The sequence below is a fragment of the Deinococcus budaensis genome (genome assembly GCF_014201885.1).
Lineage (GTDB): Bacteria > Deinococcota > Deinococci > Deinococcales > Deinococcaceae > Deinococcus > Deinococcus budaensis.
On the sequence record NZ_JACHFN010000003.1, the window covers coordinates 66,975 to 91,836 of the forward strand.

At 71.5% G+C, this 24,862-nt stretch carries 28 protein-coding genes and 1 riboswitch; of the genes, 17 read left to right on the plus strand and 11 right to left on the minus strand.

From position 1 onward, the window contains the following. Positions 1 to 10: 10 nt before the first annotated feature. Positions 11 to 142, minus strand: a riboswitch (SAM riboswitch). A gap of 100 nt (positions 143 to 242) precedes the next feature. After that, complete coding sequence (locus HNQ09_RS05200; RefSeq protein ID WP_343057621.1) at positions 243 to 638, minus strand: hypothetical protein; 396 nt, start codon at positions 636 to 638, stop codon at positions 243 to 245. Positions 639 to 643: 5 nt separating this feature from the next. After that, on the minus strand, positions 644 to 1,144 hold the full coding sequence (locus HNQ09_RS05205; protein ID WP_184026419.1) for a hypothetical protein: 501 nt from the start codon (positions 1,142 to 1,144) through the stop codon (positions 644 to 646). 135 nt (positions 1,145 to 1,279) lie between these two features. On the opposite strand from HNQ09_RS05205, the gene HNQ09_RS05210 reads away from it, so the two are divergent. Next, complete coding sequence (locus HNQ09_RS05210; protein WP_184026421.1) at positions 1,280 to 2,008, plus strand: SDR family oxidoreductase; 729 nt, start codon at positions 1,280 to 1,282, stop codon at positions 2,006 to 2,008. A 71-nt stretch (positions 2,009 to 2,079) separates the two neighbouring features. Here HNQ09_RS05210 and HNQ09_RS05215 read toward each other — a convergent pair whose 3' ends face one another. The 4 genes from HNQ09_RS05215 to HNQ09_RS05230 all read right to left on the minus strand — a co-directional run bounded on the left by HNQ09_RS05215 (position 2,080) and on the right by HNQ09_RS05230 (position 4,876). After that, positions 2,080 to 3,060 carry a ferritin-like domain-containing protein gene (locus tag HNQ09_RS05215; RefSeq protein ID WP_184026423.1) on the minus strand — a complete coding sequence of 327 codons (981 nt, stop codon included), beginning with the start codon at positions 3,058 to 3,060 and terminating at the stop codon, positions 2,080 to 2,082. 228 nt (positions 3,061 to 3,288) lie between these two features. Next, entirely contained in the window at positions 3,289 to 3,993 is a 705-nt protein-coding gene (locus HNQ09_RS05220) for an anti-sigma factor (protein WP_184026425.1), read from the minus strand. After that, positions 3,990 to 4,586, minus strand: coding sequence for an RNA polymerase sigma factor (locus HNQ09_RS05225; RefSeq protein WP_246363161.1), 597 nt, complete (start codon positions 4,584 to 4,586; stop codon positions 3,990 to 3,992). Before HNQ09_RS05225 ends, HNQ09_RS05220 begins: the two co-directional genes overlap by 4 nt. Positions 4,587 to 4,669: 83 nt before the next feature. Next, positions 4,670 to 4,876, minus strand: a complete 207-nt coding sequence (locus HNQ09_RS05230; protein ID WP_184026427.1) for a Sec-independent protein translocase subunit TatA/TatB — start codon at positions 4,874 to 4,876, stop codon at positions 4,670 to 4,672. Positions 4,877 to 5,224: 348 nt separating this feature from the next. On the opposite strand from HNQ09_RS05230, the gene HNQ09_RS05235 reads away from it, so the two are divergent. The 5 genes from HNQ09_RS05235 (at position 5,225) to glmU (ending at position 9,697) form a co-directional block, all read left to right on the plus strand. After that, the gene (locus HNQ09_RS05235) at positions 5,225 to 5,539 is read left to right on the plus strand and encodes a twin-arginine translocase TatA/TatE family subunit (RefSeq protein WP_184026429.1); all 315 of its coding nucleotides are present in this window, start codon (positions 5,225 to 5,227) and stop codon (positions 5,537 to 5,539) included. Between the two features lie 20 nt (positions 5,540 to 5,559). Next, complete coding sequence (gene tatC / locus HNQ09_RS05240) at positions 5,560 to 6,336, plus strand: twin-arginine translocase subunit TatC (RefSeq protein WP_184026431.1); 777 nt, start codon at positions 5,560 to 5,562, stop codon at positions 6,334 to 6,336. Positions 6,337 to 6,436: 100 nt separating this feature from the next. Further along, complete coding sequence (gene lgt, locus HNQ09_RS05245) at positions 6,437 to 7,330, plus strand: prolipoprotein diacylglyceryl transferase (RefSeq protein ID WP_184026433.1); 894 nt, start codon at positions 6,437 to 6,439, stop codon at positions 7,328 to 7,330. A 313-nt stretch (positions 7,331 to 7,643) separates the two neighbouring features. Beyond that, positions 7,644 to 8,126: a hypothetical protein gene (locus HNQ09_RS05250; RefSeq protein ID WP_184026435.1), complete on the plus strand. Its 483-nt coding sequence runs from the start codon at positions 7,644 to 7,646 to the stop codon at positions 8,124 to 8,126. A gap of 122 nt (positions 8,127 to 8,248) precedes the next feature. Beyond that, positions 8,249 to 9,697 carry a bifunctional UDP-N-acetylglucosamine diphosphorylase/glucosamine-1-phosphate N-acetyltransferase GlmU gene (gene glmU, locus HNQ09_RS05255; protein WP_184026437.1) on the plus strand — a complete coding sequence of 483 codons (1,449 nt, stop codon included), beginning with the start codon at positions 8,249 to 8,251 and terminating at the stop codon, positions 9,695 to 9,697. Between the two features lie 444 nt (positions 9,698 to 10,141). Here the strand turns inward: glmU and HNQ09_RS05260 are convergent, their stop codons facing one another. The 3 genes from HNQ09_RS05260 to HNQ09_RS05265 form a co-directional block, all read right to left on the minus strand. Beyond that, positions 10,142 to 11,515, minus strand: coding sequence for an MFS transporter (locus tag HNQ09_RS05260; RefSeq protein ID WP_184026440.1), 1,374 nt, complete (start codon positions 11,513 to 11,515; stop codon positions 10,142 to 10,144). A 106-nt stretch (positions 11,516 to 11,621) separates the two neighbouring features. Beyond that, positions 11,622 to 12,062 carry an MFS transporter gene (locus HNQ09_RS18785; RefSeq protein ID WP_246363162.1) on the minus strand — a complete coding sequence of 147 codons (441 nt, stop codon included), beginning with the start codon at positions 12,060 to 12,062 and terminating at the stop codon, positions 11,622 to 11,624. Beyond that, on the minus strand, positions 12,026 to 13,006 hold the full coding sequence (locus HNQ09_RS05265) for an MFS transporter (protein WP_246363163.1): 981 nt from the start codon (positions 13,004 to 13,006) through the stop codon (positions 12,026 to 12,028). Before HNQ09_RS05265 ends, HNQ09_RS18785 begins: the two co-directional genes overlap by 37 nt. Before the next feature lie 118 nt (positions 13,007 to 13,124). On the opposite strand from HNQ09_RS05265, the gene HNQ09_RS05270 reads away from it, so the two are divergent. Beyond that, positions 13,125 to 13,646: a stalk domain-containing protein gene (locus HNQ09_RS05270; protein WP_184026442.1), complete on the plus strand. Its 522-nt coding sequence runs from the start codon at positions 13,125 to 13,127 to the stop codon at positions 13,644 to 13,646. A gap of 242 nt (positions 13,647 to 13,888) precedes the next feature. On the opposite strand, the gene rnhA is transcribed toward HNQ09_RS05270, so the two are convergent. Further along, positions 13,889 to 14,449 (minus strand): ribonuclease HI, encoded by a 561-nt coding sequence (gene rnhA, locus HNQ09_RS05275; protein WP_184026444.1) that lies wholly within the window; start codon positions 14,447 to 14,449, stop codon positions 13,889 to 13,891. Between the two features lie 40 nt (positions 14,450 to 14,489). Here rnhA and HNQ09_RS05280 point away from each other — a divergent pair, with 40 nt between their 5' ends. From HNQ09_RS05280 to HNQ09_RS05325, 10 genes are all read left to right on the plus strand, one after another. Beyond that, positions 14,490 to 14,996, plus strand: coding sequence for a DUF4870 domain-containing protein (locus tag HNQ09_RS05280; protein WP_184026446.1), 507 nt, complete (start codon positions 14,490 to 14,492; stop codon positions 14,994 to 14,996). A 99-nt stretch (positions 14,997 to 15,095) separates the two neighbouring features. Further along, positions 15,096 to 15,851 (plus strand): PIG-L deacetylase family protein, encoded by a 756-nt coding sequence (locus HNQ09_RS05285; RefSeq protein ID WP_184026448.1) that lies wholly within the window; start codon positions 15,096 to 15,098, stop codon positions 15,849 to 15,851. A gap of 74 nt (positions 15,852 to 15,925) precedes the next feature. Continuing rightward, a complete protein-coding gene (locus HNQ09_RS05290) occupies positions 15,926 to 16,477 on the plus strand; it encodes an SRPBCC family protein (protein WP_184026450.1) in 552 nt (183 codons plus the stop codon). Positions 16,478 to 16,491: 14 nt separating this feature from the next. Further along, the gene (locus HNQ09_RS05295) at positions 16,492 to 16,752 is read left to right on the plus strand and encodes a hypothetical protein (protein ID WP_184026452.1); all 261 of its coding nucleotides are present in this window, start codon (positions 16,492 to 16,494) and stop codon (positions 16,750 to 16,752) included. A gap of 152 nt (positions 16,753 to 16,904) precedes the next feature. After that, positions 16,905 to 17,984: a phosphogluconate dehydrogenase (NAD(+)-dependent, decarboxylating) gene (gnd, locus tag HNQ09_RS05300; protein WP_184026454.1), complete on the plus strand. Its 1,080-nt coding sequence runs from the start codon at positions 16,905 to 16,907 to the stop codon at positions 17,982 to 17,984. Beyond that, positions 17,981 to 19,612 carry a glucose-6-phosphate dehydrogenase gene (gene zwf / locus HNQ09_RS05305; RefSeq protein WP_184026458.1) on the plus strand — a complete coding sequence of 544 codons (1,632 nt, stop codon included), beginning with the start codon at positions 17,981 to 17,983 and terminating at the stop codon, positions 19,610 to 19,612. Before gnd ends, zwf begins: the two co-directional genes overlap by 4 nt. An 87-nt stretch (positions 19,613 to 19,699) precedes the next feature. Continuing rightward, a complete protein-coding gene (locus HNQ09_RS05310; protein WP_184026460.1) occupies positions 19,700 to 20,662 on the plus strand; it encodes a glucose-6-phosphate dehydrogenase assembly protein OpcA in 963 nt (320 codons plus the stop codon). Positions 20,663 to 20,759: 97 nt separating this feature from the next. Then, positions 20,760 to 21,878 carry a tRNA epoxyqueuosine(34) reductase QueG gene (gene queG, locus HNQ09_RS05315; RefSeq protein ID WP_184026463.1) on the plus strand — a complete coding sequence of 373 codons (1,119 nt, stop codon included), beginning with the start codon at positions 20,760 to 20,762 and terminating at the stop codon, positions 21,876 to 21,878. Positions 21,879 to 21,938: 60 nt separating this feature from the next. Continuing rightward, positions 21,939 to 22,322, plus strand: coding sequence for a nuclear transport factor 2 family protein (locus HNQ09_RS05320; RefSeq protein WP_184026465.1), 384 nt, complete (start codon positions 21,939 to 21,941; stop codon positions 22,320 to 22,322). A gap of 165 nt (positions 22,323 to 22,487) precedes the next feature. After that, complete coding sequence (locus tag HNQ09_RS05325; protein ID WP_184026467.1) at positions 22,488 to 23,360, plus strand: glutaminyl-peptide cyclotransferase; 873 nt, start codon at positions 22,488 to 22,490, stop codon at positions 23,358 to 23,360. Between the two features lie 102 nt (positions 23,361 to 23,462). Here the strand turns inward: HNQ09_RS05325 and HNQ09_RS05330 are convergent, their stop codons facing one another. Then, positions 23,463 to 24,788: a right-handed parallel beta-helix repeat-containing protein gene (locus HNQ09_RS05330; protein ID WP_246363164.1), complete on the minus strand. Its 1,326-nt coding sequence runs from the start codon at positions 24,786 to 24,788 to the stop codon at positions 23,463 to 23,465. Between the last annotated feature and the right edge of the window lie 74 nt (positions 24,789 to 24,862).

Here is a 24,862-nt window from a genome sequence, read left to right on the forward strand (position 1 = left end):
ACAGACCCTTCCCTTATCGTTCCCGACGCGTGGGTGGGGCCATCGTTGGCGCGTGCGGGCTGGCGGAGCACCGAATGCCGTGATGAGGGCCGGTTGCTGCGGCGATGTTCGGGCCAGATCCCTACGCCGCTCTGGATAAAGGTGGCTCCCTGAGAGCCGACGCGCAGGCTACGGGAGGGCGGGCAGAGGTGTCAACCGCGACCGTGCCGGGTTGTCTGAGCAGGGACCCGCGGCGCGGCGGCTCAGGCCAGCCGCACCCGGCCCGCGTGCGCTGCGATCTGCCCGGCCGTCCACAGCGTCTCGCGCACATGCTCCAGCAGCCCGTCGGCCACCGTGCGGCCGTCGAGCCGCAGGGCGAGGTCCCCCGGCCGCAGCGCCCGCGCCGCCTCCTGCTCCCAGGCGGCCAGCCGGGTCAGGCCCGCGTCGTCGGGGGGCGGCGGCGTGCCCGTGACCCCCGCCACGGCGGTCCACAGCGTCCGCTTGCGCGCGGTCAGGCCCGCGACAAGGGCGGCGATGCGCGGCGGCGGCTGACCGTCGGCCAGCGCCAGCGCGGCGCGCACACTGTAGTGCGGTCCCTCGTGCGCCTCGCCCAGCAGCCGGGCGAGGTCGGCGGGCGTCAGGGTCAGGGGGGTCGGCACCGCGCTCACCGCACCAGACGGAAGCTGTCGCCGTCACGGGTCAGGCGGCCCGAGTCCAGCATCCGCCGGGTCACGGCCCGCCCCTGCTCGTCGGAGAGGGGCGAGTCGGCGCGCAGGTCCTCGAGGGTAAAGCGCCCGCCCCGGCGGTAGGCCAGCCGCAGCACCATCCTTTCTTGCACGTCCCCCGCCCCCACCCGCCCGGCCCGCGAGCCGAACAGGCGCCAGACCAGCGCGCCTACCAGCAGGCCGATCAGGGCAGCGACCGGCAGCATCCGCAGGGCGAACGCGGGGTCGGCGATCTGCGCCCCCAGCGCGGCGAGGCTCTGGTGGGCGGCTTCCAGCGTGGCCGCGTCCGCGCCGCCCGCCGCGAGGTCGCGCACGTCGCCGCGCTCGCGCAGGTAGCGCATCACGCCCGCCGTGTCGCCCCGCACATAAAAGGCGCTGTAGGCGATCAGAAGTGCCCCCAGACCCGAGACGGCGGTGACGAGGAGGCGCGGCGCGTTCATGGGGCCATGGTAGCGGGAGGCTGCCCCGCACACGGCGCCTCAGGCGACAGTGCGGGACGATGCTGCCCATGGGCAGGGCCAGAGAACGCAACGGGGGCCAGGCGATGCGGGAGCCGCCCGCGTTACCCTGCCCGCATGACTCTCTTCAGGCTGGACGGCAAACGCGCCCTGGTAACGGGCGGCAGCAAGGGCATCGGGCTGGCGGCGGCGACCGCCCTCGCGGAGCTGGGGGCCGAGATCACGCTCGCAGCGCGCGGCGAGGCGGCGCTGCGGGACGCGGCGCGGACCCTGGGCGCCCGCGCGGTCGTCGCGGACGTGGGCACCCTGGCAGGCGTGCAGGCGGCGGTCGAGGCCGCCGGAGAGGTGGACATCCTGGTGAGCAACGCGGGCGGGCCGCCTCCTGCGCTGCCCAGCGAGGTGGACGAGGAAGGCTGGCGCCGGGGCTTCGAGACGACCTTTCTCTCCACCGTGCGGCTGGCCGCCGCCGTGCTGCCGGGTATGCGGGGGCGCGGCTGGGGCCGCATCATCGCGGTGACCAGCCTGACGGTGGGGCGGCCTGCGCTGACCCTGCCCGTCAGCAACGCCATGCGCGCCGCCGTGACCAACCACCTGCGGACCCTGGCGCTGGAGGTCGCCGCCGACGGGGTGACCTGCAACACCGTCGCCCCCGGCTACACCGCCACCGACCGCCTCCAGGCGCTGCACGCCGACCCCGCCGAGGCCGCCCGGCTGCGTGGGCGCATCCCCGCGCGGCGCTTCGGGGACCCCGGCGAGGTGGGCGCGGCGGCCGCCTTTCTCGCCACCCGCGAGGCCGGGTACATCACCGGGCAGGAGGTGCTGGTGGACGGCGGCTGGAGCATCTGAGGGCAGGCGCGCCCCGGGACGGCGGCGGGAAAGGCCACGCACAGGCGGCCTTCCCTGGGGAGGGTGAGCGCCTAGAGCGCGAGCAGCTTGGCCAGGTTGCCGTCGTCGGTCAGGCCGCCCGGGAAGAACCCGCCCTTGGTCGCGCCGGGAGCCAGGAAAACGATGTTGCCCACCTGACGGGGCGTGCGGCTGAAGGCGACGCCGCCCGCGTCGGTGGGGACGATATTGGCGTGGCGGGTCAATACGCCGGGGTTCTGGGCATTGGCCGTGAGGCCCTGGTCGCGGTCGTCGGAGCCGTCCACCGAGTCGCGCAGGTTGCTGATCGCCTGCACGATCTGCTCGACCGTCAGGCCCGCGGCGGCCACCTCGGCGCGGCGCTGGTACAGCAGCGTGCGGACCGCGCCCGCGTGGTACGCCTCGGCCGCCAGGATTCCGGCCGCGTTTTCCAGGTTGCCGCCCGCCTTGTCGTCCACGAGCAGCCGCGCGGCGCCCTTGTAGGCCGTCACGCCCACGTCCTCGAAGATGAAGGCGCCGTGCAAGAAGAACAGCTCGTTCGCGTAGGGGTTGAAGCCCTTGATCGCGCCCCCCGACGCCGCCTGCCCCGCCGCGTCGAAGGCCGGGCCGAGGTCAAGCTGGGGCTGGGCGACGGCGGCACCTTTCAGCGTGGCGCGGATCACCTTGACGTGGGCCAACTCGTCGTCGGCGATTTCCTCGGCCATGGCGCGCACGTTGGCGCTCAGGCCGGAGATGCCCACGCCGTTCGTGGCGCCCGTGAACCCGGCGGGGAGCGTCACGCGGGCGCTGCTGCCGCCCACCGCGTCGAGTTCGCCCAGGCGGCCCACGGCGGCCAGGTAGAAGGCGGCTTCCAGGTATTCCAGGTTCAGCGCGAAGTTGAAAATCGCGGCGTCGAGGTTCACCTTGCCCGGCTGCGTGGCGATCACGCTGGTGCAGCCGGAGAGGACGGCACCCGCGCCCAGCATGCCTGCCATGCCCAGGAACTTGCGGCGGGTGCTGATGCCCGGGGTGTCGGTGCGGTGCGTGTCGTTGCTCATGTGTCCTCCGGTGGACGGGAGTGGGAAAAAAGGGGGGAGGGCCGCCGAAAGGCACAAGCGACCGGCGGGACAGGCCCCGTGCGGCCAGTCCGGGCGTCTTGTTCCTTCGCAGAGTGGGTATCCGGCCGCGCCCCGCTTGGATCAGCGCCGCCACCGTGGGTGAAGGACACATGAAGAGGCCGGGCGGCCCCAGCCCCCTCCGTGCGCCGCCCTGCGCGCCTGCGAAGCCTAGATCTGCTGGACGAACAGCGGCTGGGTGGTGGGCTGCGGGCTGCCGCCGGGCGGCTCGACACTCACGGCGACCGTAGCCCCGGCGGGCAGCGTGACCAGCAGGCCGCCTTCCCCGAAGGTGCCCAGCGAGACGGGCGTCTGGCCCTGGAGCTGCCACAGCTGGTAGGTGCGGCCCGGCGGCAGTGGGCGGGTGAGCCGCACGTAGACCCCGCCATCCGGCAGGCGCACCAGCGTGCCCAGCGTCTCGCCGTTCACCTCGATGGCCCGCTGAACCGCGCCGGGCTGCCCCGCGTAGCGCGCAGCGGGGTCGGCGTCCGGGCGCGAGAACAGCGCGAAGGCGAGGGCCAGAGCGGCCACCAGCCCCAGCACGGCGGGCAGGCGCCAGGCGGGGCGGCGGGGCGCGGGGGGGGTCGGCGGCGGGGCGGAGGACGCCGCAGCGGGCGGCGGGGTCGGCTGTATCCGGGCCGGGCCAGCCGCCTCTTCGGCCTGAACGCGGGCGAGCAGGCGCGCCCCGGCATCCAGCGGCACCTCCACCCCGCCGAGATCGAGGTCCTCGGCCAGCAGGCTCAGGGCGTCCAGATCGGCGCGCAGGTCGGCGCGCAGGGCCGGGTCGGCGTCCAGCGCGGCCTCGACCTGCGCCGCCTCGGCCGCCGGGAGCTGACCCAGGGCGTAGGCGAGGAGCTGATCACGGTCGGGCTTCATGGCTGCTCCCCTCCTTTCGGGGCGTCCGGCGGGCCGGGCCGGGCGGGCGCGGTCCCGGTGGGCGTGCCCAGCGCCCCGCGCATCCGGTCCAGCGCCGCGCGCAGCCGGGATTTTACGGTGCCCAGCGGCAATCCGGTCAAGGCCGCCAGTTCGGCGTGCGAGTGGCCCCGGTAGTAGGCCAGCTCGATCAGCTCGCGCTGCGCGGGGTCCAGCACCTGCAAGGCGCGGCCCACCAGCAGCCGGTCGGTGGGGTCCGCAGCGGGGGTGGGCTGGTCCCAGTCGCCAAGCTCCAGGGCCGTGGCGGGGCGGTCACGCAGCTGCTGCAAGAAGCGGTGGTGCGCGATGCTGACCAGCCAGGTCTTGGCGCGCGCGCGGGAGGGATCAAAGCGCGCCGCGTGCCGCCAGGCATTCATGAAGGCGTCTTGCACGCAGCCCTCCACATCCTCGCGCTGGCGCAGCATCCGGTAGCCCAGCCCGTAAAGCAGCCGCGAGTGGCGGCGGTGCAGCTCCAGCAGCGCGTCCTGCTGGCCCTGGGCCATCCGCTCGATCAGCGTCTCGTCGGTGGGGTCGGGCGGCGGGGAGGCGGCGGTCATGGGGGTCGCCGGGCAGCCTACCACTCTCCTGCTCTCCTGCCGGGCACGGCCGGCGCGCCTTGTGAAGAGCGCCGCGACGGTTCCTAGGGGCCTTGCCGGGGAGGCGGCGGGGGCGGGGGGGGGGCTTTCAGCTCGGCGCGCAGCTCGTCGGTGACGCGGCCGGTGGTGCGGCGAAACTCGCGCAGGGCGTGGCCGACGTTCTTGCCGAGTTCGGGCAGGTTGCGCGGCCCGAACACGACCAGCGCGATCACCAGAATGGCCAGGATCTCGGAGGCACCGAGGTTGGGCATACGTTCACTCCTCGGGCCGCTCCGGGAAGTCTGCTGCGGGTCAGGGTGCAGTGGGGCGGCCCAACACTCCATATGCCCGCGCGGCCTTTGTGGATGACCCGGCACCGGTCTTCTCCCGCGCCTTCAGGTTCGCTCAAGGGGGGCAGAGGCGTCCCGCAACCATCCAATCCGGCCTGACCTGCATAAGACTGGGAGAGGAGAGCCTGAGCCGCTGGGCCGCGCCGTTCCCCGGCCTACACCGCTTCCCTCCACACCGCCGGCCTTCATCTTCCCGCGTTAGGCTGAAGGGGCGGAGGCCCGCCCGGCCCCGACCCCTGCCCTGCATTCCCGACCCCTGGAGGTCTGCCTATGCCGTTTGGTCCCCTGGAAATTATTCTGCTGCTCGTCGTCGTCGCCCTGATCTTCGGGGCCAAGAAGCTGCCTGAACTCGGCAAGGGCCTGGGCCTGGGCATCAAGGAGTTCAGGAAAGAAACCCGCGAGCCGCTTCCCCCGCCTCAGGCGACCACCCCGCTGAGCGACGTGACGGTCACCGATGTGCAGGCGCGCCCGCTGGAACCGGCGACCCAGGTTCCCGTGACCCAGGTCGCCGTGACCCCGACGCCCGTGGCCGCCGCCGAAGGACGCGCCGCCGAGACGGCTCCCGAGCGCGACCCCCGCGCCTGAGCCGGGCGAGACCTTCCCGTATGAGTCAGGGACAGCCTCTCCCGAGCGCCCCGCTGCTCGACCACCTCGACGAGCTGCGCCGGCGGCTGATCTACAGCCTGATCTTTCTGGCGTTGGGCATGGTCGCCGCCTTCCAGTACCGGCTGCAACTGATCGAGCTGATCAAGGGGCCGCTGCGCTACTCCGAGCAGTACCAGGCGAACAACGTCCAGCTCGTCACCGTGAATCTGGCCGACCAGTTCCTGCTGAGCCTGCAACTCTCCTTTTGGGCCGGGCTGGCGCTGGCGCTGCCCCTGATCCTGTGGCAGGTCTGGGCCTTTATCGCGCCGGGGCTGTACCCCCACGAACGGCGCTGGGGGCTGCCCTTCATCGTGGGGGCGGGGCTGTCCTTTCTGGCCGGGGCGGCTTTCGGGTACGCGTTTGTGCTGCCCGCGATGGTGCGCTTTTTGCTCGATTTCCTGGGCGGCACGGTGCAGCAGATGCAGAGCCTCGCGAACTACATCGGCACGATTACCAGTTTTCTGATCGCCTTCGGCCTCGCCTTTGAGCTGCCGATCCTGGCCGTGATCCTGACGCGGATCGGGCTGATCAACCACGTCCTGCTGCGCCGGGGCTGGCGCATCGCGCTGGTGGGGGTGCTGCTCTTTGCCGCCTTTATCACGCCCACGCCGGACCCTTTCAACATGCTGATGGTCGGCGTGCCGCTTTACGCGCTCTACGAACTGGGCATCTTGCTCTCGCGCCTCTTCCGGGTGGTTCCCGCCGAGGACAGCCACGTGATCGGCACCGGCACCTGACCTCCCATCTGCCCTGGCCCCATTCCCCCGGCTCCCGCAGGCTGGGGGCTTTGCTTGCCGGGTGCCCGGGGCCACAATCGGCTTAGACTGCGCGGGACTTATGGATCCCGTCTTCTTGCAGATCGGCAATTTCACGGTTGCCTGGTACGGCGTGCTGATCACGCTGGGCATCGTTCTGGGCGTGTGGGTGGGCACCCGGCTGGCCCGCGAGCGCGGCCTGAACGTGGACCTGTTCAGCGACATGGTGCTGTGGGCCATCGTGTGGGGGCTGGTCGGCGCCCGCATCGTGTTCGTGGCGACCTCGTGGGAGCAGTTCGCCAACATTCCCTTTCCGCGCGTCTTGCTCGACATCATCAATCTGAGGCAGGGCGGCATCTCGATTCACGGGGGGCTGATCGGCGGCATCCTGGTGCTGATCTACTACACCCGGCGCTACAAGCTCAATTTCTACGAGTACGCCGACCTGTTCGTGCCGGGCGTGGCCTTCGGGATCATCGGCGGGCGCATCGGCAACATCATGAACGGCACCGATACGGTGGGCCGGGTGACCGGATGGCCGGTCGGTTACCGCTGGCCGGACAGCGCCCGCGCCTTTCACGAGGGCATGTGCATCCCCAACCCCAACCCCGACATGGACCTCTCGCGCTACTGCCAGGAGATCGGCGGGCAACTGGTGATGACCGCGCCCGTCCACTTCACGCAGCTGTACGGCGTCTTCATCGGCATCATCCTGAGCGTCGCGGCGTACTTCTGGCTGCGGTCGCGCAAGGCGGGCTGGGCCTTCTGGCAGTTCTGGCTGTGGTACTCCATCCTGCGCGCCGGCGCCGAGGAGACCTTCCGCCTCAACCCCCTCGCCATCAAGACCTACCTCAACCAGGGCCTGGACGCCCCCGGCATCGGCCTGTGGACCGACACCCACCTCATCAGCGTGCCCCTGATTCTCGTCAGCATCCTGATGCTGCTGCGGCTGCGCAACCGGCCCGACACGCGCTGAAGGCGGCGCAGCCTGGGCGGGCGACAGGCAGGGGGCGGCGACAGGCAGGGGGCGGCGACACGCGAGGGTGCGCCGCCCCCTGCCTGTCGGCTCTCCCGGGGCCGTCTTCCGGAGGAAACTCCCTCTGCGCCGCCGGGCGCCCAAGCGCGTCCTTGAGCACTTCTTGGGTGGGGCGGCTTGGTGAGGGGGTGTTCATCCGGCTCGCAAACAGCGGCCCGCCTTGACCCGGCACACTTGCCGGGATGCCCGCAGATTGCGGCGGCCAGGTGCCCCGCCTGCCGGGCCAGAACTTCGCCACACAGGAGGCCACCGCATGCACACCGAAATGGAGATGGACCACGGCAAGCCCGGCAAGCCGCTCAAGCTGGAGCGCGAGGTGACCAAGGCGGTCATGAAGCAGCACGCCGAGACGGCGGCCCTGATCGCCCGCCAGCAGATGGACATCCGCAAGCTTCAGGGCGAGGTCACGGCCCTGCGGATGCAGAAGAAGGGGGGCGGCGGCTTTCCCTGGACGCTGCTGCTGCTGGGCGGCGCGGGCTACGGCGCCTACACCCTCTACCAGAAAAATCCCAAGCTGCAAGAGCAGGTGCAGGGCCTGCTCAAGCGCGTGAACCCCGGCCCCGAGGGCAACCTCGCCCGCGCCGGAGACGCGGTAAAGACGGCGGTGTCCAGTGTCGCCCAGGGAAACTCCCCCGGCGATTCCCTGCATACGGCGGGCGGCGAGCTGCGCCGCGCCGGGGAAAAGACCGCCGACCGCCTGGGTGACGAGCTGCGCGACGGCCCTCCCGGGCGCTGAACTGCCCCTTCTGCCGACCGCCCTGCCCGGCCGCAGCCCCCGCGCTGCGGCCCTTTGCTGTCTGCCGGGGGCGGCAGGCAGGGCGCTTTCCCTTACACTGCTCCCCGGACAGGTGACTTTGAATGACAGAACTTGAGCGTCCGCTGGACGTGGTGATTCTCGCGGCGGGGCAGGGCACCCGCATGAAATCGGCCCTGCCGAAGGTGCTGCATCCCGTGGCCGGGCGGCCGATGGTCGCGTGGGCCGTCAAGGCCGCGCAGGAGCTGGGCGCGCGCAGGGTGGTCGTGGTGACCGGGCACGGAGCCGAGCAGGTGGAAGCGGCGCTGCAAGCGCCCGGGGTGGCCTTTGCGCGCCAGCACGGGCAACTGGGAACCGGACACGCCTTCCTGGCCGGAGCCGAGGCGCTGGACGCGGACGGCGAGGCCGACGTGCTGGTGCTGTACGGCGACACGCCGCTGCTGCGCCCGGAAACGCTGCGCGAGCTGCTGGCCGACCACCGCGCGCACGCCTCGGCCTTCACGATCCTGACGGGCGAACTGCCCGACGCGACCGGGTATGGCCGGATCATCCGCGACGCCTCGGGCAACGTCGAGCGCATCGTGGAGCAGAAGGCCGCGACCCCCCAGGAACAGGCCGTGCGCGAGTTCAACTCCGGCGTGTACGTGATGGACGCCCGCGCGCCCGAACTGGCCCGGCGCATCACCAACGACAACGCGGCGGGCGAGTACTACCTCACCGACCTGCTGGCGCTGTACCGCCGGGAGGGCGCCGCCGTGCGCGCCTTCAAGCTGGCCGACCCCGACGAGGTGATGGGCGCCAACGACCGCCCCGGACTGGCCGAGGCCGAGGCGATCTTGCGCCGCCGCATCAACCTGGCCCACATGCGCGCCGGGGTGACCCTGCCCGCGCCCGACACCGTGTATATCGAGGACACGGTGGTGCTGGGCCGCGACGTGACCCTGGAACCCGGCGTGATCCTGCGCGGCCAGACCCGCGTCGCGGACGGGGTGACGGTCGGCGCCTACAGCCTGCTCAGCGACACGGTGCTGGAGAGCGGCGTGACCGTGAGGGCACACAGCGTGCTGGAGGGCGCCCAGGTCGGCGAGGGCAGCGACGTGGGGCCGTTCGCCCGCCTGCGCCCCGGCACCGTGCTGGAGGAGGGCGTGCATATCGGCAACTTCGTGGAGACGAAGAACGCGCAGCTCGCCGCCGGGGTCAAGGCCGGGCACCTCGCCTACCTCGGCGACGTGGAGATCGGCGCGGAGACGAATGTCGGGGCCGGGACCATCGTCGCCAACTATGACGGGGTGAACAAGCACCGCAGCCGCGTGGGCGCCGGGGTCTTTATCGGCTCGAACTCCACCCTGATCGCCCCGCGCGTGGTGGGCGACGCGGCCTTTGTCGCGGCGGGCAGCGCCGTCCACGAGGACGTGCCCGAAGGCGCGATGGCCGTTGCCCGCGGCAAGCAGCGCACCCTGGAAGGCTGGTCGCGGCGCTACTGGGGCGGCATGCGCGAGCAGGTGGGCCGCAAGCTGCCGTGGCTGGCGGGCTGGCTGGAGCGGCAGGGGTAAGGACGGGGAAGGGTACGCGGTTCATGGGAATGCCTCCTGTGAACCGCGTCCTCTTTGATGCAGCAAAAACCGCCCGGTGTGGGCGGATGGCAAAACCAGCTTGTTAAGGGTGCCACCGGGCGGCGAGAGGCTTAGCTCAGGGCATTGAGGAGCGCCGCGAGGCCCGTCAGCAGGGTTCCAACCGCTGTCAGGACGACAGCGACCTCACCCGGCTTCCATTCCTGCGCGAACGCTGGGGTGCATCCTTACGACGGTTACTCATAAGGACCCACCTCCTTTCTGCACCCGGAACGCAACTCCGGGTGCTTCGCATTCCCGTGCTGCGCCTCTTCCCTCCCAGTTGTCATGCACCCCGTCCCACAAGGGGACAGGGCCAATGTCCCTCACGAATCAGACGAGAGGCCAGGACCTTCCACCGCGTCCTGGCCTCTTTCCGCTGTGGCTCTACCCCCCCCGCGCCGCCGCCAGCCCCTCCACGTACTCCCGGTCCTCCACCCGCTGCACGGTGGGATTCAGCAGCTGCGCCCCGCAGATCACGATGACCAGCAGGCCCATCGCGGCGATCACGGGTCCGGGGGGCAGCACGGTCGAGAGGCCGCTGACAAAGGCCATGCCCAGCGGCACCGTGAAGCGGGCGACCACCCGGCGCACCGCGAAGACCCGGCCCTGAAGTTCGCGCGGCACCTGCGCCTGCCAGATGCCCCCGCTGTGGGCGTTGGTGATGGGCATCACGAAGACCGTGAGGGCAAAGGCGGCGGCCGTGAGGTACAGGTTGCCCGACAGGCCCATCAGGATCAGGCCCGCGCCGGACACCAGGGCGGGGACCAGGATGCCCAGCACCCGCCGCTGTTTCAGGCCGCCCCAGGTGCTGATGGCGAGGCCACCCAGGACCATCCCGGCGCTGGTCACGGTCTGGATGATCGCCAGCGTCGCGGCGAAGCTCAGGCCCCGGGCGGCGCGGTCAGGCTCCAGGGTGAAGGTGGTCAGCAGCGTCTGGTAGACCGGAATCGCGGCCGTGGCGAAGTTCAGCGCGGCGGCCACGACCAGCAGTTGCAGCAGGGGCGGGCGGCGCAGCAGGTAGGTCCAGCCCAGGCGGGTGTCGGCCCTGAGGTTCGCGCCCGCGCTGCCGTGGGGCTGGGCAGGGGGCGGGCTGGGAATGGCGAGCCGCGAGAGGATCAGGCCAGCGACCAGAAAGCTCACCCCGTCCACCAGCAAGGCGAAAGGCACGCCGTCGCGCAGGCCCGAAAGCCAGCCTCCCGACCCGGAGGAGGCCCCCAGCAGGGCGGGCAGACCGACCAGCAGCGTGGCGAGCGCCGGGCCGAGCAGGCTGCTGAACTGCCGGGTGGTCTGCATCATGCCGTTGGCGCGGGTCAGCTGCGCTTCCGGCACGATCATCGCGTAGCTGCTTTCCAGCGCGGCCTCGTGGATGTTGGTCAGGACCTGGGTGGCGACCACAAAGGCGATCAGCAGCCACAAGGGCGCCACCGTCCCGACCATCAGCGCCGCCAGCCCCAGCGTCAGCCCCCCCGACAAGACGTTGCACAGCAGCATCACCCGTTTGCGGTCGAAGCGGTCGGCGACCGACCCCGCGACGGGCGCGATCAGCACCGCGATCAAGGTCACGGCGATGGCAAAAGCCCCCAGCGCCAGCGCCAGCGGCGCTTTCTGAGCGGGGTCCGGGTAGAGGGTCTGCGCCACGTACACGTTCAGCGCGAACCACGCGATGTAGGAACCGACCTGGCTGACCGACTGCGACCCCCACAGGGCCAGAAAGGTCCGCCAGCCGCCCGCCGGGGCGCCCTGAGACGTTGGAACCATGATGGCCGAAGTCTAGAACGGTACCTGTGATGGGGTGGCGGCACATGTGGACCCGCCGGGGGGAGAGCTGGAGGCCACCCTCTCCCCGCTCCGCTCCCCACCCCACTCAGTCGCTCGCTCCCGCAGCCGGGAGAGGCGCGAGCGGGGCCTCGACCCGGCGCAGGGCGGGGTTGAGCAGCTGCGCCCCGGCGATCAGCACCAGCAGGCCGCCCGACCAGACCAGGACGCTGCCGGGCGCGAGGCGGGCGGCCAGCAGCCCCGCCAGCGCGGTGCTGAGGGGCGCGGTGAACTGCGCGATCAGGCGCCGGACGCTGAAGACCCGGCCCTGCATGCCGGGCGGCACCTGCGCCTGCCAGATCGCCTGCGAGTGCGCGTTCATGACCGGGGTCATCATTCCGAAGACCGCGACCGCGAGGCATACCGCCACCAGCCCCGAAAAGGCCCCGCTTGCGGCGTGGGCCGCGCCCGCCAGCACCATCGGCACCAGCACGCCCAGGACCCGCTGGCGCTTCAGCCCGCCCCAGGTGCTGACCAGCAGGCCGCCCACGAGGCCCCGGCGCTGAAGGCCGTCCAGAGGGTCGCCAGCGCCGCCCCCTGCGAGAGGCCGCGCGCCGCCGCGTCGGGCAGCAGGGCGAAGCGCACCAGGAGGGGGTGTAGCACGCCCACCCCGCTGGTCAGCAGGTTCACGGCGGCAAAGGTCAGCAGCAGGTGCAGCAGCGGCGCCCGCGCGAAGATGAAGCGCCAGCCAAAACGCATGTCCTCGCCCAGGCTGGGGCGCGGGCGGCTCGCCCCGGCTCCGGCCAGATCGGCGCGCGGCGGGGTGGGAATCCGCAGCCGCCCGAGCACCGCCGCCGCCAGCACAAAGGTCAGCCCGTCGAGCGCCAGCGCGAGCGGCACGCCGTCCCGAATGCCGGCCAGCCACGCCGGGCCGCCGCTCCCCCGCGCCAGCGCGGGCAGGCCGATCAGCAGCGCCGCCAGCGCCGGACTCAGCAGCCCCGACAGGCTCCAGATGGTCTGCATCATGCCGTTGGCGCGCGGAAGTTGCGCCCGGGGCACCAGCACGCTGTAACTGGCGTCGAAGGCCGAACCGTGGAAGGTGCCGATCAACCCCAGCCCCGCCGTGAGCAGCACCAGCGCCCAGACGGGGGGCGTACCCAGCGTGACGAGCGCCACGGCTCCCGCGAGCAGCAGCGCCCCCAGCAGGTCGCAGGTCAGCATGATGCGGCGGCGGTCCAGGCGGTCGGCCAGCGCCCCCGCCAGCGGCCCCCCAAAGATCGCCGCAAAGGTCCACCCCAGCGCCGTCAGCGAGAGGGCCGCCGCGAGGTCGCCGCGCTGGGTGTCCAGCGGAAAGCGGGTCTGGGTCAGGTAGATGTTCAGCGCGAAGCCGCTCAGCCCACCGCCCAGCACGCTCAGCGCCTGCGATCCCCACAGCCACAGAAAGGTTCGCCAGCCGTCCTGGGGGGCGTCCGGGGAGGCAGGCTCAGCGCTCATCGCGTGCAGCGTAAGCCGCGCGCAGGTTCAGCGAACATACGCCGGATGGCGGGGAGACGGCCCCACCGGCCCGTCCGGTCACGCCCTGGTCAGCCGCGCCGCCGAGAATGGGGCACCCATGACCCGGCTCGTCCGCTTCGGCCTGATCGCCAGCGTCCTGTGGCTGGGCCTGACCCCCGCCCCGCCGCGCGCCCAGAGTGCCGACATGCCTCAGGTGAGGGTGCTGCTGAACAGCCGCGAACTGGGCGCGTTCCCCGCCGCCATCTCCGGCGGTCGGCTGCTGCTGCCGCTTCCGGCCTTCGCCTCGCTGGGCTGGCGCCCGCTGCTCGATCCCCACAACGGGGTGGTGGACCTCGCGGGCTGCCTGCGCGTGCGGACCACGGGGCGGGAGGTCTTTTTGATCGGCGGCCCCGGCGTGATCGGCGTGAGGACCGCCTCGGCGCTGGAGCCGCTGCCAGTCGCCGCGCAGTCGCGCGGGGGCCGCACCTTTCTCCCGGCGGGAGCGCTGGCCGCTTTTCTGGGGTATGCGGTGACCTTCGACAGGGGGGCCGCCCGGGTGCGGTTCACGCTGCCGGGCGACCCCGCCAAGCTCGATCCGGTCAGCGAGGCGTGCCTGCGGAACATCGGGGCGGTTCCCTGAGGTCGGCGCGGGCACGGGAGCGCCGTATCCTCCCCCTGCTGACCGGGGCCAACCCCCCCCTCTTCCCCACCGCCGAGGCCCCGCTGCTCCACGCCCCCGCACAGCGGCCGAACGCGACGCGGCCGCTGTGCGGGCTGGTGGTGGTGGGCGGGACCGGCGAGGGGCACGCCGTGGGGGGGCCGCACCCACGCCCGCCGCCCCGCGCGGAGGGCCGACTCCGCTTCCTCTGTCCCCCTTCCCCGTTACCCGGCCCGCAGCTTCTTGCGTTCCTGCACGGCCAGCACGTCTACCCGCTCGTTCTCGCCGTGGCCGTCGTGGCCCTTGACCCACACGAAGGTCAGGGCGTGGGTTTTGGCCTGCGCGATCAGCTCCTCCCAGAGGTCCTGATTTTTCACCGGATCGCCGCCCGCCGTCTTCCAGCCGTTGCGCTGCCATTTCAGAATCCAGCCGTCGGTAAAGGCCTTGCGCAGATACTGGCTGTCGGTCACCACCCGCACCTGGCAGGGGCGCTTGAGGGTCCGGAGGCCTTCGAGCAGGCCGCGCAGCTCCATGCGGTTGTTGGTGGTCTCCCGCTCGTTGCCGCTGAGGACAAGTTCCTGGCCCCGGTACTTCAGGATGGTCGCCCAACCGCCGTGCCCGGCCCCGGTGTCGCAGGCGCCGTCGCTGTACAGCTCGACCTGTTCGCCCGCCACCGGCACGGCCGGCTGGATTCCGGCCTGGAGGGGCAGCCGGTCGCGGGCGGCGTCCTGGGCTTTTCGAGCGGGCGATTTCCTGAAGTGGGGCTTGGCCCCCGAGGGCGTCATAACCCCGGAACTGTAGGGAAGCGGCGCGCGTACTGTCAATATGCTTCCCGGACCCCCTCCTTCCTCCCCCGACCTGAGCCGGGGCCGCGCGCCGGACGCGGACTTTATCCCCGAGGCCGAGCGCACGCCTGCGTTGACCGTGCATCTCTCGCCGCTGCTGGGGCTGGTGCTGCCGGGCCTCGGCAACGTGCTGGGGCCGCTGGCCGCCTGGCTGGCCTACCGCGACCGCAGCCGGTTGCTCGACGCGCAGGGCAAGGAGGCGCTCAACTTTCAGCTCAGCGTGTGGCTGTATTCCTTTCTGACGGGGCTGCTGTTTTTCGCACTGTTCAGCCTGGGGTTGATCGGCGGGGCGGTGGGCGCGGCCTCGGGGGCGCCCGACCTGGGGGCCTTTGCCCTCTTCGGCAGCCTGACCGCCTTTTTCGCGGTGGTGCTGCCCGTCAGCCTGGTGCTGTGGGCCTTTCCGCTGGTCGTGATGCTGCTGGCCGTGATCCGGGTCAACCAGGGGCGGGCGTACCACTACCCGCTGAGCATCCGCTTCCTGCGGTAAGTGGGCCGGTGGCGCGTGGCGGGACGACGGGCCTGGACCTGGGCCGCTGCGCTCTCCGGCCGCTCCGGGCGGCGGGCCACAGGCCCTATCCTCTCTTCCATGCGAATCATGGCGGTCTTTGCCCATCCGGACGACGAGATCGGGTGCATCGGTACCCTGGCCAAACACGCGGCGCGCGGCGACGAGGTCTTGCTGGTCTGGACCACGCTGGGCGAACTCGCCTCGCAGTTCGGGGACGCTTCCCACGAGGAGGTCACGCGGGTCAGGCGCGAACACGGGGCCTGGGTGGCGGGGCGCATCGGGGCCGCCTCCCACTTCTTCGACATGGGCGACAGCCGCATGACGGGCGGGCGCCCGGAAGCCCTGCAACTCGCGCGGCTCTATGCCCGTTTCCGGCCCAACGCCGTGATCACCTGGAGTGACGACCACCCCCACCCCGACCACCGCATGACCGCCAAGATCGCCTTCGACGCGGTGACGCTGGCGCGCATTCCCAAGATCGTCAACGAGTCGGGCGGCGGCGTGGCGATGCCCCCGGCGCCCGACCTCAGCGGCGACGAGGCGGTCGAGAGCGGCGAGGACGTGACCCGGCTGGACGCCTGGCGCGAGCCGGTGCGGCTGTACCAGTACTACGCGCCCGCCAGCCCCTACCCGGAGGTTTTCGTGGACACCACCGAGACCTTTCAGGCGTCCGAGGATGTGGCGGGCTACTACCGCGACTTTTACAAGTGGGCCTGGACCGCCGAGCAGTTCCGCGAGGGCCGCGCGGGGACCGGGCGGCTCGCGGGCGTGAAGTACGCCGAGCGCTTCAACCTGCGCGCCTCGCACCTGCGGGCGCGGGACTATCTGGACTGAGGGGAGGACGTGGGTGGTGGGGGTTTCCTGCCGCCCACACCGCCCTGCCCACATCCTCTAGATTGACCCCCGACATGTCCCAAGCCATCAACATCAAGCAGAGCATCGTGGTCAGGGCGCGCCCGGACGTGCTGTACCGCCTCGCGCTGGAACCCAAGCGGCGGGTGCGCTGGGACCCCAATCTGGTGCGGGCCGAGTATGAAGGCGGTGAGGGACGGCTCGCCAACAACGTGCCGGTGCGCTTCAAGTTCTCGCGGCGGCTGCTGGGCCTGAGCTTCACGGCCCGCTACGGCCAGCTTCAAGCCCCCCTGCGCGGCGGCTGGGAGAGCGTGCGCCACGTCGGCCCGCTGGAAAAGCTGACCCAGGGCTGGACCTTCAAGGCCGTGCCGGGCGGCACCGAAGTGACCCTCAGCGTGAACGGGCGGGTGCGCTACGGCTGGATTCAGAAGCCGGTCGAACGGATGCTGCACAACCTGGTCGTGACGACGCTGGTCGAACTCCAGCGCCAGGTGGACGCCCAGGGCGCGCAACTGCTGGAAGACATGGGCCGCGAGATGCAGCGCAAGCAGAAAGAGGAGCAGAAGGCGGCAAAGGAAGCGGCCAAAGCGGCGCGGCGGCGCAAGTAGGAGGCCAGGCGCTCATGGACCTCTGGGACCTGCGGGACGCGGTCGTCTTCCGGGACCCGGAGCTGCGCCTCACGTTGGGGCGGCGCCCGGAGACCGGCCAGCCCTATCTGCTGTTCATGGTGCAGCGGGGCATCGGGGAATACCCGGCCCGGCTCCCCATCAGCGAGGAAGACTTCCGGCGGTTCCTGGCCGACCCCCTCCTGACCCTGCCCCTGACCGACCCGTATCAAGGACTGGACCGGGAAGAGGTGCGGGCAGCGGGGGCGGAGTGCTGAAGCGCGCCCCGCCCCCGGCCGCCCTTGAGCCAGCCCTGAGACAACGCCCCCGCCGGGGCCGCCCCCGCCAGGCCCGCGCGTATGATGCCCCCTAGATGAGCCAGGGGGCTGGAACCGCTTCCGCATTCCTCCCCCGCGCCGGGAGGTCAGGTATGAAACTCGGAATGATCGGGCTGGGCAAGATGGGCGGCAACATGGTGCTGCGCCTCACGCAGGGCGGGCAGGGGGTCGTCGGCTACGACCGCAGCGAGGAGAATGTCGCGCTGATCGAGGCGGGCGGGGCCGAGGGTGCCCGCACGATGGACGAGCTGATCGCCGCGCTCGGCGAGCCGGGCCAGCGGGCGGTGTGGGTGATGGTGCCGTCGGGGCAGGTCACGCAGTCGGTGATCGAGGACCTGGCAACCCGGCTCGCGCCGGGCGACATCGTGGTGGACGGGGGCAACTCCAACTACAAGGACTCCATGCGCCGCGCCGAGGCGCTCGCCGAGAAGGGCATTGGGTTCGTGGACGTGGGCACGTCGGGCGGTATCTGGGGCCTGGCGGAGGGCTACGCGATGATGGTCGGCGGTACCCAGGAGGCCGTCGAGCGGCTGCGGCCCTTTCTGGAGGTGCTGGCGCCAGCAGCAGACCGGGGCTGGGGCCGGATGGGGCCTGCCGGGTCGGGGCACTACGTCAAGATGGTCCACAACGGCATCGAGTACGGGATGATGCAGGCCTACGCCGAGGGCTTCGAGCTGCTGCACGCCCGCGAAGACTACGGGCTGGACATGGCCCAGATCGCGGAGTTGTGGCGCCACGGCAGCGTGATCCGCTCCTGGCTGCTGGACCTGACCGCCGAGGCCCTGAAAAACCAGGCCGACTTCTCGCAGCTTTCCGACTACGTGGCCGACTCGGGGGAAGGGCGCTGGACGGTGATCGACTCCATCGAGCTGGGGGTGCCCACCCCGGTGATCACCCTCTCCACCCAGATGCGCTTTCGCAGCCAGCAGGAGGTCAGCTACGCCGGGCAGATGCTCTCGGCCATGCGCCGGGCCTTTGGCGGGCACGCGGTCAAGGTGCTGGAGCAGACGCGGCAGGAGGCGGTCGTGCCCGAGGTGCAGCCCGGCGAGCACCCCAAGGTCGCCGCGCCCGAGAACATCCCGGTCGAGGCCGCCCAGCAGGAGACCGGCGGGCAGGGCCAGGCCGAGCAACTGGGTGAGGCTGGCCAGCGGCGCGTGACGGGCGAGGCATGACGCACGGAAAAAAGACGGCCAAAGACGCCTCTGCCCGGGGGGAGGCCGCCACGCGCAAGCCGCGCAAGACCCGCGCCCGCGTGCCCGCCTCCGCGCCGGGAGCCGACGGACACAACCCCTTCCGTACCCTGATGCGCCGCAGCCGCGCGCCCGAACCCGCCACGCTGGTGATTTTCGGCGTGACGGGCGACCTCGCCAAGCGCAAGCTGCTGCCCGCCGTGTTCGGGCTGTGGCAAGACGGGCTGCTGGGCAGCGCCTTTAACATCGTCGGGGTGGGCCGTCAGGAGATGACCGACGAGGCCTTCAAGGACTTTGCCATCGAGGCGCTGAGGAGCAGCAAGGAGACGGACACGCCGCAGCCCGGCGCGCTGGAGAAGTTCCGCGAGCTGCTGTACTACGAGTTCGGGGACTTTGCCGGAGACGAGGTGTACGACCTGGTCGGGCGCGAACTCGACCGGGCGGAAGAAGCGCACGGCGGGCGCAAGAACGCGCTCTTTTACCTCTCGACCCCGCCCAGCCTCTTCGAGCCGATCTCGGCGGGACTGGGGCGGCTGGGGCTGGCCGACGAGTCCGAAGGCTGGCGGCGCATCGTGATCGAGAAGCCCTTCGGCCACGACCTGAAAAGTGCGCGCGAGCTGAACGACGCCCTGCACCGGGTCTGGGACGAGTCGCAGGTGTACCGCATCGACCACTACCTGGGCAAGGAGACGGTGCAGAACCTGATGGCCATCCGCTTCGGCAACGCCATTTTCGAGCCGCTGTGGAACCGGGGGTACGTGGACCACGTGCAGATCACGGCCGCCGAGGACCTGGGCCTGGAGGGCCGCGCCGGGTACTACGAGGAGGCCGGGGTGGTGCGCGACATGCTGCAAAACCACCTGATGCAGCTGTTTGCCCTCACCGCGATGGAGGCCCCCGCCGCCTTCGACGCCGACGCGATCCGCGACGAGAAGGTCAAGGTGCTGCGGGCGGTCAAGCCCATTCCGCGCGGGCGCGTGAAGGGCGTCGCCGTGCGCGGGCAGTACGGCCCCGGCACCCTCTACGGCGACCGGGTGCCCGGCTACCAGGAGGAACCCAACGTCAAGCCCGGGAGCGCGACCCCCACCTACGTGGCCGTCAAGCTGGAGGTGGACAACTGGCGCTGGCAGGGGGTGCCCTTTTTCCTGCGGACCGGCAAGCGGCTGCCCAAAAAGGTCACCGAGATCGCGGTGGTGTTCAAGCGCCCGCCGCTGGGCATCTTTCCGGGCGGGCTGGAGCGCAACGTGCTGGCCTTCCGCATCCAGCCCGACGAGGGCGTGAGCCTGAAATTCTCCTCCAAGTCGCCGGGGCAGGAGATGGTGCTGCGGGAAGTCGTGATGGACTTCCGCTACGACGCTTTCGGGGCGCAGCTCGAAAGCCCGTATTCGCGGCTGCTGCTCGACGCCATGCTGGGCGACGCGACCCTTTTTCCCCGTGAGGACGAGGTGGACCACGCCTGGCAGATCGTCATGGGCATCCTGAGCGCCTGGGAGGGCGACTCGCCGGCAGACAGCCCCACGGCCGACTTTCCCAACTACCCCGCCGGCACCTGGGGTCCCGACGAGGCCGACGAATTGATCGGGCCGGACCGGCGCTGGAGGCGGCTGTGAGGGGCATGTTCAGCCTCCAGCCAGGGCTTCTGTGCTGGCCGCTGGCCGCTCCCTGGGACTCGCAGAGCCGCAAAGCAGAGGTGCCCCATGACCTACGCCACTGACCTGCGTCCCCTCGGCCCCGTCCAGAGCACTGTGCGGGGGGCGCAGGACACGCTGGACGAGCTGTGGTCGCAAACGGACGTGGAAACGCGGGCCTACACCGGCAACATCGTGGCGCTGACGGTGCGGCGCCACCGGGCGCGGGTAGAAGAGGCGCTCTCGGGGCTGGAGGGAAGATACGCCGGGCGGCAGATTATCGGCGTGATGGACGGCACCGACGACGTGCAGGTGCAGGTCAGCCTGGTGCCGCAACGCGGCGGGCTGTACGTCGAGCGCCTGACGCTGGACGCCAGCCCCGAGCAGCTTCAGGGGGCGATCCTGCCGCTGCTGCGCCCGGCGACCGTCAACCACGTGTGGTGGGGCGCCGACACCCAGCCTGCCGGGGTGCTGCTCTCCGAACTCACCGATATCGCCGATCAGGTGATCGCGGACAGCCTCACGCTGGACATCCCACCCGCGCGGCACTACGCCCTGGCCGACCTGAACTGGTCGCGCACGGCAGGCTGGAGAGAAGCGCTCGCGCAGCTGTTCGACAGCCCCGACGCGGCGCGGCAGCTGCCCGGGGTGAACCGCATGACCGTCCGCCACGCGGGCAGGAACGAGCTTCCAGCGCGGCTCTTCGCGGGCTTCGTGGCGAGCACGCTGGGCTGGCCGGACCTGGACGGCGTGACCTTCCGCCCTGCCCGCTGCGGACGCGAGAACGGTGACCTGTGCGGGGTGGACCTCGCGGGGGAAGGCGGCGTGCGCTTTACCCTCAGCGCTGGGGACGGCGGCGAACTGGCCCGGACCCACTGCCGCTGGCCGGGCATGGACCGCCAGACCGAACTCAACGTGCCGCGCATGAGCCTCGCCGAGGGCCTGGCCCGCGTGATGGCCCGCCCCGAACGCCGTGAGATCTTCGAGCGCGCCTGGACGCTGGCGAAAGCGAGCCTGACCGCCAGGGGCTGAACGCGGGAGGTCAGGGGGGAGGCGGCGCCGTGGCTCCGTCTCCCCTTCCCCGTCCCGGTTTCTTTTTCCGACCCCCCGGCGCGGCATACTCCCCCCCATGAGCGCCGCCGAGACCCTCGCTGACCTCGCCGTGTCCCTGGGCGCGGACGCCGTGGGCTGGGCGCCCGCGCAGGTCCCGGCCCCGGCGGTGGACGAGTACGCCGGGTGGCTGGCAGCGGGACGGCACGCGGGGATGGGCTACCTGGAACGCCAGCTTCCGGCCCGCGCCGACCCGGCCAGCCGCCTGGAAGGCGCGGGCAGCGTCCTGGTGCTGGGCGTGTCGCACGCCTTCGCGGACCCCGGCGTGCCCCCGGGCGGGGTGCGGGTCGGCCGGGTGGCCCGCTACGCCTGGACCCCCGACTACCACGACCAGCTTCAACCTGTGCTGACCCGGCTGGAGGCGGAGGCCGCGCGGTTGGGTGTGCGGGCGCGCGGCTACGTGGACCACGGCCCCGTAATGGAGCGCCTCTTCGCCTCGGGCGGCTTTCTGGGCTGGCGCGGCAAGTCGGGCATGACGGTCAGCACGCGGCTGGGCGCCTTCGTGACGCTGGCGGTGCTGCTCACCGACCTGCCGTTCGGGGGCGCGGCGGCGGTCCACCCCGACCGCTGTGGCCGCTGCCTGCGCTGCGTGGCCGCCTGCCCGACCAGCGCCATCGGGGACGACCGCACGATCGACGCGCGGCGCTGCATCAGCTACCTGACCATCGAGCACCGGGGGCCGGTGGCGCCCGAGTTGCGGGCCGGGATGGGCGACTGGCTCTTCGGCTGCGACGTGTGCTCGGAGGTCTGCCCGTGGTCGGTGCGGGCAGGGCCGCTCGCCCGGCTCTTCCGGCCCGACCCGGAACTGGCGCACCCGGACCTCTCGGCCTTTTTCGGCGTCAGCGAGCGGGGGTTCGAGCGCCGCTTTGCGGGCACCGCCTTTCTGCGTCCCCGCCGCAAGGGCATGGCCCGCAACGCCCTGACCGTGCTGGGCAACCTGTCCCCCGAGCAGGGCCGCGCCGCCCAGGGCTGGCCCCTTCTGCTGGCCGGCGCCGAGGACCCCGCCTGGGAGGTCCGCGAGGCGGCGGCCTGGGCGCTGGGGCGCTGGGAGGAGGAAAGCCGGGTGCGCCCGTTGCTGGACGACCCCCACCCAGCGGTGCGGGAGACGGCGGCGCGGGCCTTGACCCTGGCTTCATGAGGGCAACTCTGAGGCTTTTCCCACTCGTCAGCGCCCGGCGGACATGATGAGGTGGGGGGCATGGCGACCCTGACCGAACAGTTCATGCAGGCCCTGCGGACCACCGAGGACACCCGCGACCCCACGCCGCTGGTCGATCTTTTTGCCGAGGGCTGCACCCTGCGCAACCTGACCACCCAGGAGTGGAGCGGCAAGGACGGGGCGCAGGACTTCTGGACGCGCTACCTGGAGAATTTCGACACCATCCACAGCGAGTTTTTCCACCACGCCGACGACGGGCACACCGGCCTGATGGAATGGGAGGCGACCGGGCAGCTCGCGGGCGGGCACGACATCGCCTACCGGGGCAGCAGCGTGATCGAGCACGACGGCCAGAAGGTGCAGGCCTTCCGCACCTACTACGACTCGGCCGCCTTCGTGAAGCCCAACGCGCAGGTGGACTGACCTCCACCTCGCCTGCCCCGGTCCGGTTTCCCCCAGTGGAGCCGGACCCCTTTTCTGGCTCCCTTTGCCGGGGCCTCCTGCCGGAACTAAACCTGCCCTCCACCTGGACGGGGGTAAAGGTGACGTGAACCCGCGCCCCTCACGCCGTCCCGCTACCATGACCCCATGCGCGCCCGCCTGCTGCCTGCCGCCCTGCTCACCGCCGCCCTGCTCGCCCCGGGTTCCGCCGGAGGAGCGCCCGGTCAGGCGGCCGCGCCGCAGGGCACGCCGGTGCTGCGGCCCAGCGTCACGGCCCGCTACCCGCACGACCGCGCGGCCTTTACCCAGGGGCTGCAATACCTGGGCGGCGGCCTCCTGATCGAGAGCACCGGGCAGGTGGGTGAGTCGGGCGTGCGGCGGGTGGACCTGAGAACAGGCCGGGTGCAGGCGCAGGTGCCCACGCCCCTGGCCACGGCGTTTGGCGAGGGCGTGACCGTGCTGGGGGGCGTGGCCTACCACCTGACCTGGCAAAGCGGGCTGGCCTTTGCGCTGGACGCCGCGACCCTGCGCGAGGAGGGCCGCTACCGCTACCGGGGCGAGGGCTGGGGCCTGACCCACGACGGCCGCTCGCTGATCATGAGTGACGGGTCGAGCAGCCTCTTTTGGCGCGACCCCAAGACCTTTGCCGTGACCCGCACCTTGCGCGTGACCGACGGCGGGCAACCGGTCAAGAACCTCAACGAGCTGGAATACGTGCAGGGCAGCGTGTACGCCAACGTCTGGCTGACCGACCGCGTCGCCCGGATCGACCCCCGCACGGGCCGGGTCACCGCCTGGCTGGACGTGGGCGCGCTGATGCAGGAGGCCAGCGCCGCCGCCGCCCGCGCCGGGCGCCCCCTGACCTTCGACGACGTGCCCAACGGCATCGCCTACGTGCCCGAGCGCGGCACCCTGCTGCTGACCGGCAAGCGCTGGCCCACCCTGTTCGAGGTCAGGGTGCCGGGCGTGCGGGCCGAACCCGGCACCGCCGGCAAGGGCGCGGGCAACCGCCAGCCGTAGCCCTGCTGACCACAGACCGCCGCAGACCGGCCGCGCTTGAGCCTCTGCGGACGGCGGCGAGGGGGGGAGGGGCGCGGCGGGGCCGCCGGGGGGGAAAGCCCCTTACAGCCCGATCTTCAGGCCTGCCTTTTTCACGCGGGCGAGCCAGTTGGCCCGCTCCTGGCGCTCCATGGTCTGGGTGACGCGGCCGGGCACGCTGCGGTTGCCGCTGCATCCGGGCGAGGTCTTGCCGCCCTGCCGCCACACGGCGGGGCAGTCGGGGAGCCAGTAGTTGTTGGTGGCGTTGCGGCCCTTCAGGGGTGTGCTCCAGCCCACCAGGTTGTTGCGGGCGGAATTGTTGAAGAACGTCCCCCGCCCCCGGTCCCCGTTCATGTCCCAGATGTAGATGCCCACGTTCTGCGAGGGCACGATGCGGGCGTCGGGCATGTAACCGCTGGACATCACCCGGTTTTCGAAGACCTCGATGTCGTGGCCCGCCGAGACGGCGATGCCCTGGTTGGAGGTGCCGATAATCACGTTGCGGTAGGCGCGCACATGCCCCGCCGCGTAGCTGAGGTCCTTGGCGCCGCCGTCGCCCAGCATCATGCCGCCGCCGCTGTATTCCTTGGCGGAGGGATTGGCGGGGTAGGCGCCCTGAATGTAGTTGTTGTGAATCAGGATCGGGGAGGTGGGCGTGCCGTGCGAGAGGTAGATGCTGATGTTCTCCTCGGGGCGGCTCTTGCCCGGCTCGTTGATGATCTCGTTCCAGGCGATCTCGGCTCCCGGAATCTTGAACACCCCGTTGAACTGCACGAACTGCACCAGCCGCACCTTGTCGCGCGAGAAGGTGTTCGGCCCGGTGCTGTAGCGCCCGTCGATGTTGCGGGCGCGGTTGCGGCGGATCTTGACCGTGTCGCCCCGCGCCGGGACACCCCGGTAGTCGCGGAAGTACATGCCCGAGGTGCCGACCAGCTCGTTGTTCTCGACGACCGCGCTGCTGAATTCCTCCAGGTGCAGGAAGCGGCCCGGGTAGCGGTGCTCCTTGAGGGGCCGCCCGGGATTGAGCGCCACCCCGCGCGTGCGCCGCACCGTCACCCGCGCTTTTTGAAAGGCGCTGAGAATCAGGGTCCCCTTGCTGCGGATGTTCGAATTCTCGATGATGACCCGCTCGGAGGTCTTGATGGTCACGGCAGGCACCTTGGGGTCGAGGCTCTGCCAGTTGCCCCGGTAGGTGCCGCCCTTGCGGATGGTGACCGGGCCACGGTACTTGATCGCCGGGCTGACCGCCGCCTTGGCGGGTGCCTTTTGAGCAGGTGCCTTTTGAGCGGGCGCCGCCTTGGCAGGCGTCTGGCCCGGCTTCTGCTGCGCCAAGGCCGCGCTCCCCGGCAGGGGAAGGACCAGGGGCAGCAGCGCCGCCCACAGGGGCACTCGCCGGATTGTCGGGGCCATGCGGGAGTCTAGCATCGCCCGCCGCAGACGGTCAGAAGGCTGCACCAGGGCAGCCTACGGGGGCGCCCGCCACG